Origin of the sequence: Citrobacter sp. Ce119 (assembly GCF_030334525.1) — a bacterium.
GTDB lineage: Bacteria > Pseudomonadota > Gammaproteobacteria > Enterobacterales > Enterobacteriaceae > Citrobacter > Citrobacter europaeus.
Genome location: NZ_JAOWDR010000045.1, coordinates 135,146 through 153,915 on the forward strand (window position 1 = coordinate 135,146; position 18,770 = coordinate 153,915).

Here is an 18,770-nt window from a genome sequence, read left to right on the forward strand (position 1 = left end):
CTTATCCGGCCTACGTCCGTTACCGTCTGTAGGTCGGGCAAGCGAAGCGCCCCCGGCAATGATGAGCAAACCAGCTAGCAACTATGCCTGTTTGAGACTTTTGCTGAGCGTTTCGATGATCCATGTATTGACTGATACCTGTTCTTCCGCTGCCGCAAAACTTAAACGTTCTCCGAAAGACTCTGGATAGCGCAGAGTAAATGTCTTCAGCTTTTCCGGGTTTGCGTAAGGTTCTATCCCTGCGGCAGAGCAATCATCAAGATAATCTCGTAAGGAGATCTCTCCCTCTTTTTGCAGCCCCTGAATGCTGTCAGAGACAAAATCACAATAGCCTGACAATCCCAGGAACTTACCGCGAAACGCATTAAGCTCAGGGACATAATTAATCACCGCAGGTTGACCGGCGATTTCCATTGAGTTTGGCGTTTTGGGTTTGATCATGGTTTTACCCCTATACTTGTTAACCAGTCACGTACGTTTTCGACCGCGCCTTTATCTGTATCCGGAGAAGGATGTGGTCTATGAAAACTCGCAATGCTCTTATTTAAAAGAAATTTACACCGTGAGCCTCGTCCTTCTTTGATTTCGCCACCTAACGCCTTGATCAGTGACTCAATTTCCGACCACTTGATTCCCTGCGGCGTCGGTGCTTTAAAAAGCTGATCCAGCGTGTTCTTTTGCTTTTTGCGTAAAGACAACACTTTTTCCTTCATCGCATGTCCTTATGACTTCATCCTTTGAAGTCATATTATAACAGCACACAATGCAGTCAAGATATGAAGCCAACCAATTACGCCATCGTACCAATCGTCTTTCGAAAGCGTAGTAGCGCTATCAGGAAAAACGCGCTGCCGATCGCCAGCAGCGTCAGAAACTGCGGCCAGACGATGCTAAACCCAGCTCCGCGATAAAGTATCGCCTGCGCGAGACTGACGAAATGGGTAGTCGGCATCGACAACATAATGTCCTGCACCGCCTGCGGCATACTTTCACGCGGAGTGGAGCCGCCGGAGAGCATCTGTAACGGCAGCAGCACCAGAATCATCAGCAGCCCCAGTTGCGGCATAGAACGTGCCAGCGTGCCCATAAAAATGCCGATCGAGGTGGTGGCGAACAGGCTCAGCGCCACGCCCAGCATAAACAGCGGTATTGAGCCTTCAATCGGTACCCCGAGCACGCCTTTTACCATCAGCATCAGCGACAGACCGGAAACCACCAGCACCACCAGCCCCATCGACCAGATTTTTGCCATCATGATCTCAAACGGCGTCACCGGCATCACCAGCAGATGCTCAATGGTTCCGTGCTCGCGCTCGCGAATCAGCGCCGACCCGGTAAGCACGATCGCCAGCATGGTGATGTTGTTGATAATCGCCATTACCGCGCCAAATCGAGCAGGTTCCAGATTAGGGTTAAAGCGCATGCGCATTTCCAGCGCCACCGGCGGCTCGCTGTTATCACGGTAACGTGCCACAAAGCTGTTCACCTCGCCGCTGATGATATTCTGGATATAGCTGTTGCCGGTAAAGGCCTGGCTCATCCGAGTGGCATCGACGTTCACCTGTATATCCGGTTGTCGTCCGGCCAGAACATCACGCTGAAAATCAGGCGGAATGTTCACGGCGAAGGTGTAGCGTCCGGCATCCAGCCCGGCATCCATCTCATCGGCAGTAATCATCTCCGGCGGTAAAAACCACGGGCGATAAAAGCTGTTCACAATCCGATTCGACAACTGCGACTGGTCCATATCGGCAATGGCAATCGGCGCCAGATGCAGCGAACCCGGGAGGACGGTCGCGGAAGAGTAAACCGAAATCGTGAAAGCGAAGACGATCAGCGTCAGCATCGCTTTGTCACCCAGCAAACTGCGTAACTCTTTGATGCCGAGGTTATAAATATTGCGTAATCGGCGCATCACCCCTCCTGTTTTTTCAGCAGTAATACGCTCAGACCAATCACCACCGGAATGGCCACCGCCAGCGGAATAAACAGCGGCCAGAGATCGGTCAGATCCAACGCTTTAGAGAACGTCCCACGCGCGATAGTCAGAAAATGGCTGGTCGGGTAAATTTCACCAATCCACCGTCCCGGCCCTTCCAGCGAGGCGACCGGATCGATCATCCCGGAAAACTGCGTCGCCGGGATCAGCGTTATAATCGCCGTACCAAAAATGGCGGCGATCTGGCTTTTCATAAACGTAGAGATTAATAAGCCCAGCCCGGTGGCAATGGTGACGTACAGCAGCGCGGCCAGCGCCAGGGTCACAAAGCTCCCCTTATGCGGGACCCCGAACACAAACACCGACAGCGCGCACAGCAGCAAGAAGTTCAGCATGCCCAGCACGATGTAAGGCAACTGTTTGCCGAGTAAAAACTCGCTGCGGGTCGTGGGCGTAACGTACAGGTTGATAATCGACCCCAGCTCTTTCTCACGTACTACGCTGAGGGCGCTGAGCATGGAAGGGATCATCATCAATAGCAGTGGGATCACCGCCGGAACAATCGCCGGCAGACTTTTCACATCCGGGTTGTAACGATAGCGAGTTTCAATGGTCATCAATCCGTTTTGCCTACTGGCATTGGGTTGACGCGCCATCACATCCTGCAGCCAGGTCTGGTGCATCGCCTGCACATAGCCCCTGACCGTTTCAGCACGGCTCGGCATTGCGCCATCGATCCAGACGCCAATCTTCACCGGTGTTCCGCGCGCAATATCGCGGCCAAAATTTGGCGGGATTTCAATTGCTACCGCGACTTCGCCCGAACGCATCCGTTTGTCCAGCTCGTCATAACTGGCGAGCGGCGGCTGCTCGATAAAATAGCGCGAGCCCGCCAGATTCAGCGTCCACGCCTGGCTGCTGACGGTCTGGTCACGATCGAGCACCGAAAACCGCAGGTTTTCCACATCCATGCTAATGCCATAGCCCATGATAAGCATCAGGATCACCGTGCCCATCAGCGCCAGCGTTGAACGAACCGGGTCACGCCGCAGCTCCAGCGCTTCGCGGCGGCTGTAGCTGAACAAGCGCCGCAGGCTAAAACCCTGCCGCGGCGGGTTATTGTTTTCATGCACTGCCGGAACATTGCCTGGCGCTAACTGAGCTTCCGGCGCCGGACCAGCCGCTTCCTGTAACCAGGAGATAAACGCCTCTTCCAGACTGGCGGCGCCGCGCTGTTTCACCAGTTCCTGCGGCGTGCCGCTGGCCAGTACTTTTCCGGCGTGCATCAGCGACATCCTGTCACAGCGCTCCGCTTCGTTCATAAAGTGGGTGGAGATAAAAATGGTCACTTTGTCCTGGCGCGACAGATCAACCATCAGTTGCCAGAACATGTCCCTCGCCACCGGATCGACCCCGGAGGTCGGTTCATCGAGAATCAACATCTCCGGGCGATGGATAACCGCCACCGCCAGCGACAGGCGTTGACTGATCCCCAACGGCAGCGCGCCGGGCAACGCGTCTTCGACATCGGTCAGCGAAAAGCGCTCGCTCATCTCCTGTATCCGCCCCGGAATTTCTGCTTCGGGGATATGGAACAGCCGCGCGTGTAGTTCGAGGTTTTGCCGGACGGTCAGCTCGCTGTAGAGCGAAAACGCCTGTGACATATAGCCTACCCGGCGGCGGGTATCGATATTTTTCGGGTCAACCGCTTGCCCAAACAGCCACGCCTCGCCCTCGCTTGCGGGCAGCAGCCCGGTGAGCATTTTCATGGTAGTGGATTTACCGCATCCGTTAGAGCCGAGAAAACCGAAGATTTCCCCGCGCGGAATACGGAAGTTAACGTGGTCCACCGCCACAAATTTACCGAAGCGCATGGTCAGGTCTTTCGCCTCGATGGCAATCTCTTCCTGCTCAGCGTGATACGGCGGGATCACCACCGGTTTATGCGCCTGGCGCTGGGCTTCGGGTAACAGCGCGATAAATGCCTGCTCCAGCGTGTCGCTGGCGGTTTGTTCACGGAGCTGCTGCGCGCTCCCGGTGGCTAACACCTCCCCGGCGTTCATCGCCACCAGCCAGTCAAAGCGCTCGGCTTCTTCCATGTAGGCGGTGGCAACCAGCACGCTCATGTTGGTCTGTCGCTGGCGGATGCTGTTAATCAGATCCCAGAACTGGGCGCGGGACAGCGGGTCGACCCCGGTGGTGGGTTCATCAAGAATCAACAGTTCCGGGTCGTGGATTAACGCGCAGCACAGCCCCAGCTTTTGCTTCATGCCGCCCGAGAGTTTCCCGGCAGGACGATCGCGAAACGGCGCCAGTCCGGTGCTGTTCAGCAGCTCGGTAATCCGTGCTTCGCGCTCCGCTTTGTCATGACCAAACAGCCGGGCAAAGAAATCGACGTTCTCATACACTGACAGCGTGTGGTACAGGTTTTTCCCCAGCCCCTGCGGCATCCAGGCAATTCGCGGGCAGACATCCCGGCGATGCTTCGGGTCGCGCATATCGCCGCCCAGTACCCTCACGTTGCCGTGTTCAATAACCCGTGCCCCGGATATGAGAGACAGCAGGCTCGATTTTCCGACGCCATCCGGACCAATCAGCCCCACCATGCAGCGGGCGGGGATATCCAGCGTGATATTGTTCAGCGCTACCGTTTTCCCGTAATGCTGACTCACGCCGTCAAGGTGCGCCACGGGAGGAACGGGAACCAGCGCCAGATGCGTCATTGCGGCAACCTCACGACCAGGTCGTCAGGCCAGGCGCGATTTTCATCAACACGCACCCACGCCATACCCGGCAGACCGGTTTTCACGTACTCAAGATGCTGCTGTAACAACTCTGGCGGGATACGCGCTTTGACGCGAAACATCAGCTTCAGCCGTTCATCGCTGGTTTCGACCGTTTTCGGCGTGAACTGCGCCACGCTTGCCACAAAGCTGATGGTTGCCGGAATACGCAAATCCGGTGCGGCATCCAGCACCAGACGCGCTTCACCGCCAATCTTCAGTAAGCCAGCCTGCTCGGTAGGCAAGAAGAACGTCATGTAGACATCGCTGAGATCGACCATATTCAGCACGCGCCCACCCGCAGAAAGTACCTCGCCCGGTTCGGCTACGCGGTACTGCACGCGACCATCGCGCGGGGCTTTCAGCTCACTGTCATCAATATCAGCCGCAATACGACGTTCGGTGGCTTGCGCGGCTTCTACGCGGGTTTGCGCCTGAATAATGCTGGTGCGAGCGGCTTCAATGGCGGCTTTTGCCGCAGAGACCTGCGCCTTTGCGGATTCCAGCGCAGCGCGTGCGCTTTCTGCCGCAGCCCGATCGTCATCCAGTTGTTGCTCAGATACAGCCCCACGCTGGGATAGAGAACGAGAACGCACGTGGCGTTTAGAGACCGACTGCAGTTCCGCCTCGCGCTGTTTGACCACCGACTGCGCGGCGCGCATTTCACTTTGCCGCTGTTCTAACAGCGCCCGCGCCGCCGCCACCGCGCTTTCAGCTTCCTTGATTTGGGCGACCGCTTCCAGCCGCTGCTCCTGCAGCACACGGGTATCCATTTTCGCCAGCACTTCGCCCTGACGAACGAATTGCCCTTCTGACACGAGGATCGTGTCAATTCGTCCGGCAATCTTGGTGGCAATATCCACTTCCGTGGCCTCAATTCTGCCGTTGCTGGCTGCGAACCCTTCCGGTATTCCGGCAGGGCGGAGCATCCACCACGCTATCGCGGCCACCACGACCAGGAGGCCCGCGCCCCACCACATCAAATGACGCTTCAACTTATCCATATTCGACCCGCCGTAATCCCTGTTTTCAAACGATGCGTGTCACAAAGCCCACTAAATAGCTATTCAGCGGGAGATTCCATCCGGGATGAGAAGGAATGAGAAACAATGGCCAGAGAGCGGACAGGCGCTAAGGCAACCTGCGCCGCGCAGGAAGTGAATGACGAAAGTGCTGTGAGATCGGGTAGTAATGTTGTCATCATCAGCGTTCCTGGCCGGAAATGAAACACGCATACTCATAACTGCTGTCTATTGAATACTAACACCTGGATTCAATATGTCTATTCGGTTGTAGCACGGATGTTGCAGGCAAAAAATCGTGCCCGGCAATCCATTTGCCGGACAAACGTTCTTCTTAGAAGGTTAGCTGGATGACTAAGGTAACGCACTGAAAGTACCATTTTTTGTATGGCGTCCAGAACGTTACTTCTGGCTCTGGAACGCCTTAAGATCCCTCTTCCTCTGCCCGCGCTCCATTGCCCAGGGAAATAAACTCTTCCAGCAGCATGGTAAGTTGCTGCATTTTTTCGACGGTAAAATCGGCTTCTATCAGGCGATAGGCCTCTTCCACCTGGACCTGCGCACTTTCATAAAGTTTTGAACCGGCCGGGGTTAGAGAAACGTACAGCTTGCGCTGATCGTTAACTGGCTTGAGGCGCAGAACCAGGCCATCGCGTTCCATGCGGGTCAGGATGCCCGTCAGACTCGGGCGTAAAATACAGGCGCGAAAAGCCAGATCGTGAAAATCCATCGACGGGTTTTCGGCAAGGATACGCACGATACGCCATTGCTGTTCGGTAAGATTGTGGCGTTTAACGATCGGGCGAAAGTGGGCCATCGCCGCTTCCCGCGCCTGTAGTAGCGCGATAGTTAATGAATCATGCATGACTGACCTCTGAATCACACCTTCATTTGTTAATAAGTTAATAATTAGCGTTAATCACACCAGAACGCAACCGGTTTCTGTCTCTGAAAAGTACAGGTCGAGATAAGAAGATAATCTTATATATTGATTTATAAGAAATAAAAACAAAACCTGTAAATTTATTGTTAATCAGATCACAAATCATTCACTTCTGTTTGCCAAACCTTTCTGCAAAGCATAAAAAATGATCATTAATATGTTAATGAAATGATCGTATCCGAAATCAGAATCAGAGGAGTGGTGAATGAAAGGTACCATTTTCGCCGTGGCGCTTAACCACCGCAGCCAGCTCGATGCCTGGCGCGAAGCGTTCCAACAGGCCCCCTACAAAACGCCGCCAAAGACCGCGGTGTGGTTTATCAAACCGCGTAATACCGTTATCGGCAACGGAGATAGCATCCCCTTCCCGCAGGGTGAAACCGTGCTAAGCGGAGGGACTGTGGCCCTGATCGTCGGTAAAACCGCCCGTAAAGTAACTGCAGAAAAAGCGGTTGCTTACATTGCCGGATATGCGCTGGCTAACGACGTAAGCCTGCCGGAAGAGAGCTTCTATCGCCCGGCAATCAAAGCCAAATGCCGCGATGGCTTCTGCCCGATTGGCGCACTTTCTACGCTCAGCGACGTCGATAACCTGACCATTATCACCGAAATCAACGGTCGGGAAGCTGACAGTTGGAACACTGTTGATCTCCAGCGCTCCGCCGCCGAGTTGCTAAGCGCCCTGAGTGAATTCGCGACCCTCAACCCTGGCGACGCCATTCTGATCGGCACCCCGCACAACCGCGTAACCCTGCGACCAGGCGATCGCGTACGTATTCTTGCCGCAGGCCTCCTGCCGCTGGAAAACCCGGTGGTTACCGAAGGAGAACTGGCATGAAACAAGCACGTATTGAGTGGCAGGGACAACAACACAACGTCCAGATCGATGAACGCGAGCAGGTTCGCCTGGCTGACGGCAGACTGCTAAAAGAAGGCGAATTTCGTTGGCTGCCGCCCGCCGACGGCACGCTGTTCGCGCTGGGTCTGAACTACGCCGATCACGCCAGCGAGCTGGAGTTCAAGCCGCCCACCGAACCGCTGGTGTTTATCAAAGCGCCAAACACCTTTATCGGCCACCAGCAGGAATCGGTACGCCCGGATAACGTTGAGTACATGCACTACGAAGCCGAACTGGTGGTGGTGATCGGCAAAACCGCGCGTAAGGTCGCCGAAGCCGACGCCATGGAGTACGTAGCCGGATACACCGTCTGCAACGACTACGCCGTCCGCGACTATCTGGAAAACTACTATCGCCCCAATCTGCGGGTAAAAAGCCGCGACACTCTGACGCCAATAGGCCCCTGCATCGTCAACAAAGCGGATATTCCTGACCCGCACACCCTGGCCCTGCGCACCTGGGTCAACGGCGAACTGCGCCAGCAGGGCACCACCGCCGATCTAATCTTCAGCATCCCGTTCCTGATCGCTTATCTGAGCGAGTTTATGACCCTGCAACCGGGCGACATGATCGCCACTGGTACGCCAAAAGGGCTGTCAGACGTGGTGCCGGGCGATGAAGTGATCGTCGAAGTGGAAGGCGTCGGCCGTCTGGTCAACCGCATCATCAGTCAGCAGGCATATGAGGAGAAGCTGTCATGAAAAAGATTAACCATTGGATCAACGGCAAAAACGTCGCGGCTACGGAGTATTTTCACACCACCAACCCGGCAACCGGTGAAGTGCTGGCGGAAGTGGCCTCCGGCGGTGCCGACGAAGTGAATCAGGCGGTGGCGGCAGCGAAGGAAGCGTTCCCTAAATGGGCCAATCTGCCGATGAAAGAGCGTGCACGCCTGATGCGCCGTCTGGGCGACCTGATCGACCAGAACGTCCCTGAAATTGCCGCCATGGAGACCGCCGACACCGGCCTGCCGATCCACCAGACCAAAAACGTGCTGATCCCTCGCGCGTCGCATAACTTCGAATTTTTCGCCGAAGTGTGCCAGCAGATGAATGGCAAGACCTATCCGGTCGACGACAAGATGCTCAACTACACCCTCGTACAGCCGGTCGGCGTTTGTGCACTGGTGTCGCCGTGGAATGTGCCGTTTATGACCGCCACCTGGAAAGTCGCGCCGTGCCTGGCGCTGGGCAATACCGCTGTGCTGAAGATGTCCGAGCTTTCGCCACTGACTGCCGATCGTCTGGGTGAACTGGCGTTAGAAGCAGGCATTCCGGCAGGCGTATTGAACGTGGTTCAGGGCTACGGCGCAACGGCAGGCGATGCGCTGGTACGCCACCACGACGTACGCGCGGTGTCGTTTACCGGCGGTACCGCCACCGGGCGCAATATCATGAAAAATGCCGGGCTGAAAAAATACTCCATGGAACTTGGCGGTAAATCACCGGTGCTAATTTTTGAAGATGCCGATATTGAACGTGCTCTTGATGCCGCGCTGTTTACCATCTTCTCGATCAACGGCGAACGCTGCACCGCTGGCTCGCGCATTTTTATCCAGCAGAGCATCTACCCCGAATTCGTCAAACGCTTTGCTGAACGCGCCAACCGCCTGCGCGTCGGCGACCCAGCCGACTTGAACACTCAGGTAGGCGCGCTGATTAGCCAACGGCACTGGGAGAAAGTCACCGGTTATATCCGCCTCGGCATTGAAGAAGGGGCGACCCTGCTGGCGGGCGGCCCGGATAAACCCGCCGACCTGCCTGCACATCTGAAGAGCGGCAACTTCCTGCGCCCAACGGTGCTGGCGGATGTCGACAACCGCATGCGTGTCGCGCAGGAAGAGATATTTGGCCCGGTAGCCTGTCTGCTGCCGTTTAAAGACGAGGCGGAAGGTCTGCGCCTGGCCAACGATGTGGAGTACGGCCTCGCCTCTTATATCTGGACCCAGGACATCAGCAAAGTGCTGCGCCTGGCACGCGGCATCGAAGCCGGAATGGTGTTCGTCAATACGCAGAACGTCCGCGATCTGCGTCAGCCGTTTGGCGGAGTGAAGGCTTCTGGTACAGGCCGTGAAGGCGGCGAATACAGCTTTGAAGTGTTCGCCGAAATGAAAAACGTCTGCATCTCGATGGGCGACCATCCGATCCCAAAATGGGGAGTCTGATATGGGAAAGTTAGCTTTAGCTGCAAAAATTACACACGTTCCGTCGATGTATCTCTCTGAACTGCCGGGGAAAAACCACGGCTGTCGTCAGTCAGCCATCGATGGACATAAAGAGATAAGCAAACGCTGCCGCGAAATGGGCGTCGATACCATCATTGTGTTCGACACCCACTGGCTGGTCAACAGCGCCTACCACATCAACTGTAGCCCCCATTTTGAGGGGAACTACACCAGCCACGAACTGCCGCACTTTATTCGCGACATGGCCTACCGCTACGAGGGAAACCCGGAGCTGGGCCAATCAATCGCCGATGAAGCCGTCAAACTGGGTGTGCGTGCTCAGGCACACAATATTCCCAGCCTGACGCTGGAATACGGCACTCTGGTACCGATGCGTTATATGAACGAAGACAACCACTTCAAAGTCGTTTCCATCTCAGCATTCTGTACCGTGCATGACTTCGCGGACAGTCGCAAGCTGGGTGAAGCAATTCTTAAAGCTATCGAGAAATACGACGGCACCGTGGCGGTCCTGGCCAGCGGCTCACTGTCGCACCGCTTTATCGACGATCAGCGTGCGGAAGAAGGCATGAACAGCTACACCCGCGAGTTCGACCATCAGATGGACGAGCGGGTCGTGAAGCTGTGGCGTGAAGGTAAGTTCAAAGAGTTCTGCACCATGCTGCCGGAGTACGCCAACTACTGCTACGGCGAGGGCAACATGCACGACACGGTGATGCTGCTCGGCATGCTGGGCTGGGATAAATATGACGGCAACGTTGAATTCATCACCGAGCTTTTCGCCAGTTCCGGCACCGGCCAGGTCAACGCCGTCTTCCCGCTGCCTGAGCAGGTTTAAGGAGTTCAGAATGCCGCACTTTATTGCCGAGTGTACCGACAACATCCGCGAACAGGCCGATTTACCGGGTCTGTTCGGCAAAGTGAACGAAGCGCTGGCGGCGACCGGCATCTTTCCCATCGGCGGCATTCGCAGTCGCGCCATCTGGCTGGATACCTGGCAGATGGCCGACGGCCAGCATGATTATGCCTTCGTGCATATGACGCTGAAAATCGGCTCCGGGCGTAGCCTGGAGAGCCGTCAGGACGTGGGTGAGATGTTGTTTGCGCTGATTAAGGCCCATTTCGCCACGCTGATGGAGAGCCGCTATCTGGCACTGTCGTTCGAAATCCAGGAGTTGCACCCGACGCTGAATTACAAACAGAACAACGTGCACACGTTATTTAAATAATGTGCAAATTGCCCGGTGGCGCTGTGCTTACCGGGCCTACACCGGCCATGAATTGTAGGCCGGATAAGCGAAGCGCCATCCGGCAATGCAATGCCACAGGAACCACTATGCTCGATAAACATACCCATACCCTGATCGCCCAGCGTCTAAACCAGGCGGAAAAACAGCGCGAACAGATCCGCGCTATTTCGCTGGATCACCCGACGATCACCATCGAAGACGCCTACGCCGTTCAGCGCGAATGGGTAAAAATGAAAATCGCCGAGGGCCGCGTGCTTAAAGGCCACAAAATCGGTCTGACCTCCAAAGCGATGCAGGCCAGCTCGCAGATTAGCGAACCGGACTACGGCGCGCTGCTGGACGATATGTTTTTCCACGATGGCGGCGATATTCCTACCGACCGCTTTATCGTCCCGCGCATCGAAGTGGAGCTGGCCTTCGTGCTGGCCAAACCGCTGCGCGGCCCGAACTGCACCCTGTTCGACGTCTACAACGCTACCGACTATGTGATTCCGGCGCTGGAGCTTATCGATGCCCGCTGCCACAACATCGACCCGGAGACCCAGCGCCCGCGCAAGGTCTTCGACACCATCTCCGATAACGCCGCCAACGCCGGGGTGATCCTCGGCGGTCGCCCCATCAAACCCGACGAACTGGATCTGCGCTGGATCTCCGCCCTGCTCTATCGCAACGGCGTGATCGAAGAGACTGGCGTGGCTGCAGGGGTACTCAATCACCCAGCCAACGGCGTGGCCTGGCTGGCGAACAAGCTTGCGCCGTATGACGTCCAACTGGAAGCCGGGCAGATTATTCTCGGTGGCTCCTTTACCCGTCCGGTTCCGGCGCGCAAGGGCGACACTTTCCACGTTGACTACGGCAACATGGGCGCGATTAGCTGCCGGTTTGTTTAGGAGAAACATGATGAATAACGCCTTTAAAGATGCCTTAAAAGCCGGTCGCCCACAGATTGGCCTATGGCTTGGACTCACCAGCAGCTACAGCGCAGAGCTACTGGCCGGGGCCGGGTTCGACTGGCTGTTAATTGACGGAGAGCATGCGCCGAACAGCGTGCAAACGATACTGACCCAACTGCAGGCGATCGCCCCTTACCCCAGCCAACCTGTGGTGCGACCATCATGGAACGACCCGGTGCAAATTAAACAATTGCTGGATGTGGGTGCGCAGACTCTGCTGGTGCCGATGGTACAAAACGCTGACGAAGCGCGACTGGCAGTGAAGGCCACCCGCTACCCGCCCGCAGGTATTCGCGGCGTAGGTAGCGCGCTCGCCCGCGCCTCACGCTGGAACCGCATCCCCGAATATATCCATCAGGCCAACGACGCAATGTGCGTGCTGGTGCAAATTGAAACCCGCGAAGCGCTAAAAAATCTGCCACAGATCCTCGACGTTGAGGGCGTGGACGGCGTGTTCATCGGCCCGGCCGATTTCAGTGCTGATATGGGATTTGGCGGCAATCCGCAGCACCCGGAGGTGCAGGCTGCCATCGAACAGGCCATCGCGCAAATTCGTGCAGCCGGTAAAGCGCCGGGGATCCTGATGGCTAACGAACAGTTGGCGAAACGTTATCTGGCGCTAGGCGCACTGTTCGTTGCCGTCGGCGTTGATACCACTCTGCTGGCCCGTGGCGCAGAAGCGCTGGCGGCGCGGTTTGGGGGGGAAATAAACGCGCCGGGTTCGCCAGGCGTCTACTAATGCCCGGTAAGCGCAGCGCTACCGGGCAAAATAGCCGTACCCTACAAAATTCCCATTAGAGGAAAATGACAATGAGCGATACATCATCTGCCATCCCGGAAAAGTTCGATCCGGCTAACCAGCATAAACAGCTGACGGCGCAGCAGCAGTCAGTTATCAACAAACTGTTCCGTCGCCTGATCGTATTTTTGTTCGTACTCTTTATCTTTTCGTTTTTAGACAGGATCAATATCGGCTTTGCCGGACTGACCATGGGGCAGGATCTGGGACTGAACGCCACCATGTTCGGCCTTGCCACCACCCTGTTTTACGTTACCTACGTGATTTTTGGCATACCCAGCAACGTGATGCTCAGCATCGTCGGCGCTCGCCGCTGGATTGCCACCATCATGGTGCTATGGGGCATCGCCTCTACCGCCACCATGTTCGCCACCGGGCCGAACAGCCTCTACATCCTGCGGATGCTGGTGGGGATTACCGAGGCCGGTTTCCTGCCCGGCATCCTGTTGTATTTGACCTTCTGGTTCCCGGCCTTTTTCCGCGCCCGCGCCAACGCGCTGTTTATGATTGCTATGCCTGTGACTACCGCGCTGGGGTCGATCGTTTCTGGATATATTCTGTCTATGGACGGCATGCTTAACCTGCGCGGCTGGCAATGGTTGTTCTTGCTGGAGGGCTTCCCGTCGGTGCTGCTCGGCGTTATGGTCTGGTTCTGGCTCGATGATTCACCGTCGAAGGCCAAATGGCTGACGGCAGAAGACAAAAAGTGCCTGCAGGAGATGATGGATAACGATCGCCTCACGCTGGTACAGCCGGAAGGCGCGATCAGCCATCACGCCATGCAACAACGCAGCCTGTGGCGGGAAGTATTTACGCCGATTGTGCTGATGTACACCCTGGCCTACTTCTGCCTGACGAATACACTCAGTGCGATCAGTATCTGGACGCCGCAGATCCTTAAAAGCTTTAACGAAAGCAGCAGCAACATCACTATCGGCCTGCTGGCGGCAATCCCGCAGATTTGTACCATTCTCGGAATGATCTACTGGAGCCGTCACTCTGATAAACATCGAGAGCGTAAGCATCATACCGCTCTACCTTTTCTGTTTGCCGCTGCAGGCTGGCTGCTGGCTTCAGCCACCGATCACAACCTAATCCAACTACTGGGGATCGTGATGGCCTCCACCGGCTCCTTTAGCGCCATGGCCATCTTTTGGACCACCCCGGATCAGTCGATCAGCCTACGCGCCAGAGCGATCGGTATTGCGGTGATCAACGCCACCGGCAATATCGGATCAGCAGTAAGCCCATTAATGATCGGCTGGCTGAAAGATATTACTGGCAGCTTTAGCAGTGGTCTGTGGTTTGTTGCCACCCTGTTGGTCATTGGCGCGGTGATTATCTGGGCTATTCCGATGAAAGGATCGCGTCCTCGCGCGACGCCGTAAGGAGCCGCTATGTGTCAGAGCTCTATCGCCAATATCGATATCAACAAAGAGTACGATGAGAGTCTGGGAACGGAAGATGTGCATTATCAGTCGTTTGCCCGCATGGCTGAGTTCTTTGGCCGCGATATGCAGGCGCACCGTCACGACCAATATTTTCAGATGCACTTTCTTGATACCGGGCAGATTGAGCTGCAGCTTGACGAGAGTCGTTATTCAGTACAGGCACCGCTGTTCGTTCTGACACCGCCGTCGGTGCCGCACGCCTTTATCACTGAGTCTGATAGTGATGGGCACGTACTGACGGTGCGGGAGGATTTGGTCTGGCCGCTGCTGGAGGTACTTTATCCCGGCACACGGGAAGCCTTCGGCCTGCCGGGTATCTGCCTGTCGCTGGCCGATAAGCCCGAAGAACTGGAGGCACTAACGCACTACTGGCGGCTGATTCAACGTGAGTCGACCTCGCAATTACCGGGACGTGAACACACACTGATGCTATTGGCGCAGGCGGTGTTCACCCTACTACTACGGAATGCGAAGCTTGACGATCATGCCGCCAGCGGGATACGCGGCGAGATAAGGCTGTTTCAACGTTTTAACCAGCTAATCGATAACCACTATCACCAGCACTGGACGGTGCCGGACTACGCCTACGAGCTGCATCTGACCGAATCCAGACTGACCGATATCTGTCGCCGCTTCGCTAACCGCCCACCAAAAAGGCTAATTTTCGACAGGCAGTTGCGCGAAGCCAAGCGGCTATTGCTGTTTTCCGACAGCGCGATCAACGAAATAGCCTGGCAATTGGGTTTTAAGGACCCAGCCTATTTCGCTCGCTTCTTTAACCGCTTAGTCGGCTGCTCACCGAGCGCGTTCAGACTGAAGAAAGTGCCCGTGTCGTGACTCTGCTTACCCTTTCATTCTAAATGACGTCTGGATCACAGAACGTTATCTCACCTGAAAAGTACCCACAGATGACCTAAAAGTCTCTTCACGAAAACCTTCTTAACCGCTTCAATTGAACAACAAAAACAAAACATAAATCTAACATCACAATCCGATTAATACTGAAGAGGTCCCCTATGAAACCTGAAAATTTCCGTGCAGACGCTAAACGCCCGTTAACTGGTGAAGAGTATTTGAAGAGCTTGCAGGACGGCCGCGAAATCTATATTTACGGTGAGCGTGTTAAAGACGTGACTACGCATCCAGCTTTTCGCAACGCAGCCGCTTCTGTCGCCCAAATGTACGATGCGCTGCACAAACCCGAACTGCAGGACACCTTGTGCTGGGGTACCGACACCGGCAGCGGCGGCTATACCCACAAGTTTTTCCGCGTCGCGAGAAGTGCCGATGACCTGCGCCAGCAGCGCGATGCCATCGCCGAATGGTCGCGCCTGAGCTACGGCTGGATGGGGCGTACTCCGGACTACAAAGCCGCGTTTGGCTGTGCGCTGGGTGCTAACCCAGAATTTTATGGTCAGTTTGAACAGAACGCCCGCAACTGGTACACCCGCATTCAGGAAACCGGCCTGTACTTTAACCACGCCATCGTCAATCCACCGATCGACCGCCATAAGCCAGCGGATGAAGTGAAAGACGTCTATATCAAGCTCGAGAAAGAGACCGATGCCGGGATTATCGTCAGCGGTGCAAAAGTGGTGGCGACCAACTCTGCGCTGACCCACTACAACATGATTGGCTTCGGCTCCGCGCAGGTGATGGGCGAAAACCCGGACTTCGCGCTGATGTTCGTCGCGCCAATGGATGCCGAAGGGGTCAAACTTATCTCGCGCGCCTCCTACGAACTGGTCGCCGGAGCAACCGGATCGCCATACGATTATCCGCTCTCCAGTCGCTTCGACGAAAACGATGCGATCCTGGTCATGGATAACGTGCTGATCCCGTGGGAAAACGTGCTGATTTACCGCGACTTTGACCGCTGCCGCCGCTGGACGATGGAAGGTGGCTTCGCCCGTATGTATCCGCTGCAGGCCTGCGTACGTCTGGCGGTGAAGCTCGACTTTATCACAGCCCTGCTGAAGCGCTCGCTGGAGTGCACCGGTACCCTGGAGTTCCGCGGCGTACAGGCCGAGCTTGGCGAAGTCGTGGCCTGGCGCAATATGTTCTGGGCGCTGAGCGACTCAATGTGCGCTGAAGCAACGCCGTGGGTCAACGGGGCATATCTACCGGATCACGCCGCGCTGCAAACCTATCGCGTGATGGCGCCGATGGCTTACGCCAAAATCAAAAATATTATCGAGCGCAGCGTCACCAGCGGCCTGATCTATCTGCCGTCCAGCGCACGCGATCTCAATAACCCGCAAATCAACGAATATCTGGCGAAATACGTACGCGGATCGAACGGTATGGATCACGTCGAGCGCATCAAGATCCTCAAACTAATGTGGGACGCCATCGGCAGCGAATTTGGTGGCCGCCACGAGCTGTATGAAATCAACTACTCCGGTAGCCAGGACGAAATCCGCCTGCAGTGTCTGCGCCAGGCACAGAGCTCCGGCAACATGGACAAAATGATGGCGATGGTCGATCGCTGCCTGTCCGAGTACGACCAAAATGGCTGGACGGTTCCACATTTGCACAACAATTCCGATATCAACATGCTGGATAAGCTGCTGAAGTAACCAGCAGCGGGAGGTCACAATGCAATTAGATGAACAACGTCTGCGTTTTCGCGATGCCATGGCCAGTCTGTCGGCCGCCGTTAACGTCATCACCACCGAAGGCGAAGCGGGCCGCTGCGGGATCACCGCTACGGCAGTCTGTTCGGTGACCGACTCGCCACCGTCGGTGATGGTCTGTATCAACGCCAATAGCGCGATGAACCCGGTGTTTCAGGGCAACGGCAAGCTCTGTATCAACGTGTTGAACCACGAGCAGGAAGTGATGGCCCGCCATTTCGCCGGGATGACAGGCATGGCTATGGAAGATCGCTTCAACCTTTCATGCTGGCAGAAAGGCGCGCAAGGCCAACCGGTACTGAAAGGATCGCTGGCAAGCCTCGAGGGTGAGATTAATCAAGTGCAGACTATCGGCAGTCATTTGGTCTATCTGGTCGAAATCAAGAACATTACCCTCAGCCAGCAAGGCCACGGGCTGATTTACTTCAAGCGCCGTTTCCATCCGGTGATGATGGAAATGGAAGTGGTCGCGTAGTGATCATATAGGGTTTACCTGGCCGCAAACCGGGTAAACCCTAAGTGAGGTTCTGTTCCCGCTATCGGCCTGAATAACGATAGCGATTGAGCACACTGCTAATTGATTCCATTCATAAAATTCTGACTTCTTGCTGGCAAAATCTACTGTGTTTTTACCCCAGAAGCTAAATCCTGTGCGCACGCCCAGGCGCTCGACCACGCCCACTGGAAGTTATAGCCGCCCAACCAACCAGTGACGTCCATAACTTCGCCGATAAAATACAGCCCCGGCACTTTGCGCGCTTCCATCGTGCGCGATGACAGCTCGTTGGTATCGACGCCACCTAACGTGACTTCAGCGGTACGATACCCTTCCGTACCGTTCGGCTGCACCCGCCACTCGGTCAGCGTTTCAACCAGCGTTTGCTGATCGCGTACGTTAAGCTGCTTCAGCGAGACATCCGGAATTTGCCCTAACTGCTGTAAGCATTCCACCAGACGCTTTGGCAACTGCATCGCTAACGTGTTCTTTAAGCTTTGATTAGGGTGTGCGCTTCGTTGGTCATCGAGGAAGCCCGCGAGGTCAACATCCGGCAACAAATTAATGCTGACAAATTCACCTGGCTGCCAAAAACTGGAAATCTGCAGCACGGCCGGACCAGAAAGCCCGCGGTGCGTAAAGAGCAGGTTTTCACGAAATACGGTGCCGTCCTCGGCGGTGATAACGGAGGAAACCGATACGCCAGAGAGCACCTGAAGCTGCTCCAGTAGCGGCTTATGTAAGGTGAACGGCACCAGACCTGCGCGGGTCGGCAACACGTTCAGGCCGAACTGTTCGGCAATTTTATAGCCAAACGGCGTTGCGCCCAGACCCGGCATAGAGAGGCCACCGGAGGCGATCACCAGCTTTTTCGTGCCGACAGTCATCCCATTCAATTCCAGGATAAAATCGTCACCATCGCGCTCAACGCTCAGGACTTCGCTACGTAACCGCATAGTTACGTTACCTTTTTCACACTCGTCCACCAGCATATCGACAATTTGTTGGGCGGAATCGTCGCAGAAAAGCTGACCTAGCGTTTTTTCATGCCAGGCAATGCCGTGCTTGCCCACCAGATCGATAAAATCCCACTGCGTATAACGCGCCAGCGCCGATTTGCAAAAATGCGGGTTTTGGCTCAAATACGCGGCCGGTTCGACATAAAGATTAGTAAAGTTGCAGCGGCCCCCGCCAGACATGAGAATCTTGCGCCCTGGCTTTTTACCATTATCGATCAGCAGTACGCGACTACCTGCTTGTCCTGCCTGCGCGGCACAAAACATACCCGCTGCGCCAGCGCCTATAATAACGGTATCAAACCTTTCCACGTTGCGATCCTCTCTAAAAAGCGGGAGTGAATTGTAAAGATTCCTCAGTGGTCGCACCAGCACCAAACTACCGATAAAGGGTATTTA

The 18,770-nt window shown here is 55.6% G+C and carries 18 protein-coding genes; 11 read left to right on the forward strand and 7 right to left on the reverse strand.

Annotated elements, in window-relative coordinates; genetic code table 11:
* Nucleotides 1–81: 81 nt before the first annotated feature.
* From OGV80_RS07230 to hpaR, 6 genes are all read right to left on the reverse strand, one after another.
* Nucleotides 82–441: a type II toxin-antitoxin system HicB family antitoxin gene (locus tag OGV80_RS07230; RefSeq protein WP_087051931.1), complete on the reverse strand. Its 360-nt coding sequence runs from the start codon at nt 439–441 to the stop codon at nt 82–84.
* Nucleotides 438–713, reverse strand: coding sequence for a type II toxin-antitoxin system HicA family toxin (locus tag OGV80_RS07235; protein WP_003837806.1), 276 nt, complete (start codon nt 711–713; stop codon nt 438–440). The genes OGV80_RS07230 and OGV80_RS07235 overlap by 4 nt, the downstream gene beginning before the upstream one ends.
* A 77-nt stretch (nt 714–790) precedes the next feature.
* On the reverse strand, nt 791–1,915 hold the full coding sequence (locus OGV80_RS07240) for an ABC transporter permease (RefSeq protein WP_075145524.1): 1,125 nt from the start codon (nt 1,913–1,915) through the stop codon (nt 791–793).
* Nucleotides 1,915–4,662 carry a ribosome-associated ATPase/putative transporter RbbA gene (gene rbbA, locus OGV80_RS07245; RefSeq protein WP_286514301.1) on the reverse strand — a complete coding sequence of 916 codons (2,748 nt, stop codon included), beginning with the start codon at nt 4,660–4,662 and terminating at the stop codon, nt 1,915–1,917. The genes OGV80_RS07240 and rbbA overlap by 1 nt, the downstream gene beginning before the upstream one ends.
* The gene (locus OGV80_RS07250) at nt 4,659–5,726 is read right to left on the reverse strand and encodes an HlyD family secretion protein (RefSeq protein ID WP_043018624.1); all 1,068 of its coding nucleotides are present in this window, start codon (nt 5,724–5,726) and stop codon (nt 4,659–4,661) included. Before OGV80_RS07250 ends, rbbA begins: the two co-directional genes overlap by 4 nt.
* Nucleotides 5,727–6,168: 442 nt before the next feature.
* On the reverse strand, nt 6,169–6,609 hold the full coding sequence (gene hpaR, locus OGV80_RS07255) for a homoprotocatechuate degradation operon regulator HpaR (protein ID WP_043018625.1): 441 nt from the start codon (nt 6,607–6,609) through the stop codon (nt 6,169–6,171).
* A gap of 283 nt (nt 6,610–6,892) precedes the next feature.
* On the opposite strand from hpaR, the gene OGV80_RS07260 reads away from it, so the two are divergent.
* The 11 genes from OGV80_RS07260 (at nt 6,893) to OGV80_RS07310 (ending at nt 17,334) form a co-directional block, all read left to right on the forward strand.
* Complete coding sequence (locus OGV80_RS07260) at nt 6,893–7,525, forward strand: fumarylacetoacetate hydrolase family protein (protein ID WP_043018626.1); 633 nt, start codon at nt 6,893–6,895, stop codon at nt 7,523–7,525.
* Nucleotides 7,522–8,286, forward strand: coding sequence for a fumarylacetoacetate hydrolase family protein (locus OGV80_RS07265; RefSeq protein WP_087051929.1), 765 nt, complete (start codon nt 7,522–7,524; stop codon nt 8,284–8,286). The genes OGV80_RS07260 and OGV80_RS07265 overlap by 4 nt, the downstream gene beginning before the upstream one ends.
* Nucleotides 8,283–9,749, forward strand: a complete 1,467-nt coding sequence (gene hpaE, locus OGV80_RS07270; RefSeq protein WP_286514305.1) for a 5-carboxymethyl-2-hydroxymuconate semialdehyde dehydrogenase — start codon at nt 8,283–8,285, stop codon at nt 9,747–9,749. Before OGV80_RS07265 ends, hpaE begins: the two co-directional genes overlap by 4 nt.
* A 1-nt stretch (nt 9,750) precedes the next feature.
* On the forward strand, nt 9,751–10,608 hold the full coding sequence (gene hpaD / locus OGV80_RS07275; protein WP_075145523.1) for a 3,4-dihydroxyphenylacetate 2,3-dioxygenase: 858 nt from the start codon (nt 9,751–9,753) through the stop codon (nt 10,606–10,608).
* A gap of 10 nt (nt 10,609–10,618) precedes the next feature.
* On the forward strand, nt 10,619–10,999 hold the full coding sequence (locus OGV80_RS07280; protein ID WP_087050788.1) for a 5-carboxymethyl-2-hydroxymuconate Delta-isomerase: 381 nt from the start codon (nt 10,619–10,621) through the stop codon (nt 10,997–10,999).
* A gap of 107 nt (nt 11,000–11,106) precedes the next feature.
* Entirely contained in the window at nt 11,107–11,910 is an 804-nt protein-coding gene (gene hpaH, locus OGV80_RS07285; RefSeq protein WP_043018631.1) for a 2-oxo-hept-4-ene-1,7-dioate hydratase, read from the forward strand.
* 10 nt (nt 11,911–11,920) lie between these two features.
* Entirely contained in the window at nt 11,921–12,712 is a 792-nt protein-coding gene (gene hpaI / locus OGV80_RS07290; RefSeq protein WP_286514526.1) for a 4-hydroxy-2-oxoheptanedioate aldolase, read from the forward strand.
* 71 nt (nt 12,713–12,783) lie between these two features.
* Nucleotides 12,784–14,160: a 4-hydroxyphenylacetate permease gene (hpaX, locus tag OGV80_RS07295; protein WP_286514308.1), complete on the forward strand. Its 1,377-nt coding sequence runs from the start codon at nt 12,784–12,786 to the stop codon at nt 14,158–14,160.
* Between the two features lie 9 nt (nt 14,161–14,169).
* Nucleotides 14,170–15,060: a 4-hydroxyphenylacetate catabolism regulatory protein HpaA gene (gene hpaA, locus OGV80_RS07300; RefSeq protein WP_286514311.1), complete on the forward strand. Its 891-nt coding sequence runs from the start codon at nt 14,170–14,172 to the stop codon at nt 15,058–15,060.
* 179 nt (nt 15,061–15,239) lie between these two features.
* The gene (hpaB, locus tag OGV80_RS07305) at nt 15,240–16,802 is read left to right on the forward strand and encodes a 4-hydroxyphenylacetate 3-monooxygenase, oxygenase component (RefSeq protein WP_043018635.1); all 1,563 of its coding nucleotides are present in this window, start codon (nt 15,240–15,242) and stop codon (nt 16,800–16,802) included.
* A 19-nt stretch (nt 16,803–16,821) separates the two neighbouring features.
* Nucleotides 16,822–17,334: a 4-hydroxyphenylacetate 3-monooxygenase reductase subunit gene (locus tag OGV80_RS07310; protein WP_043018636.1), complete on the forward strand. Its 513-nt coding sequence runs from the start codon at nt 16,822–16,824 to the stop codon at nt 17,332–17,334.
* A gap of 143 nt (nt 17,335–17,477) precedes the next feature.
* Here OGV80_RS07310 and OGV80_RS07315 read toward each other — a convergent pair whose 3' ends face one another.
* Nucleotides 17,478–18,683 (reverse strand): BaiN/RdsA family NAD(P)/FAD-dependent oxidoreductase, encoded by a 1,206-nt coding sequence (locus OGV80_RS07315; RefSeq protein ID WP_043018637.1) that lies wholly within the window; start codon nt 18,681–18,683, stop codon nt 17,478–17,480.
* Between the last annotated feature and the right edge of the window lie 87 nt (nt 18,684–18,770).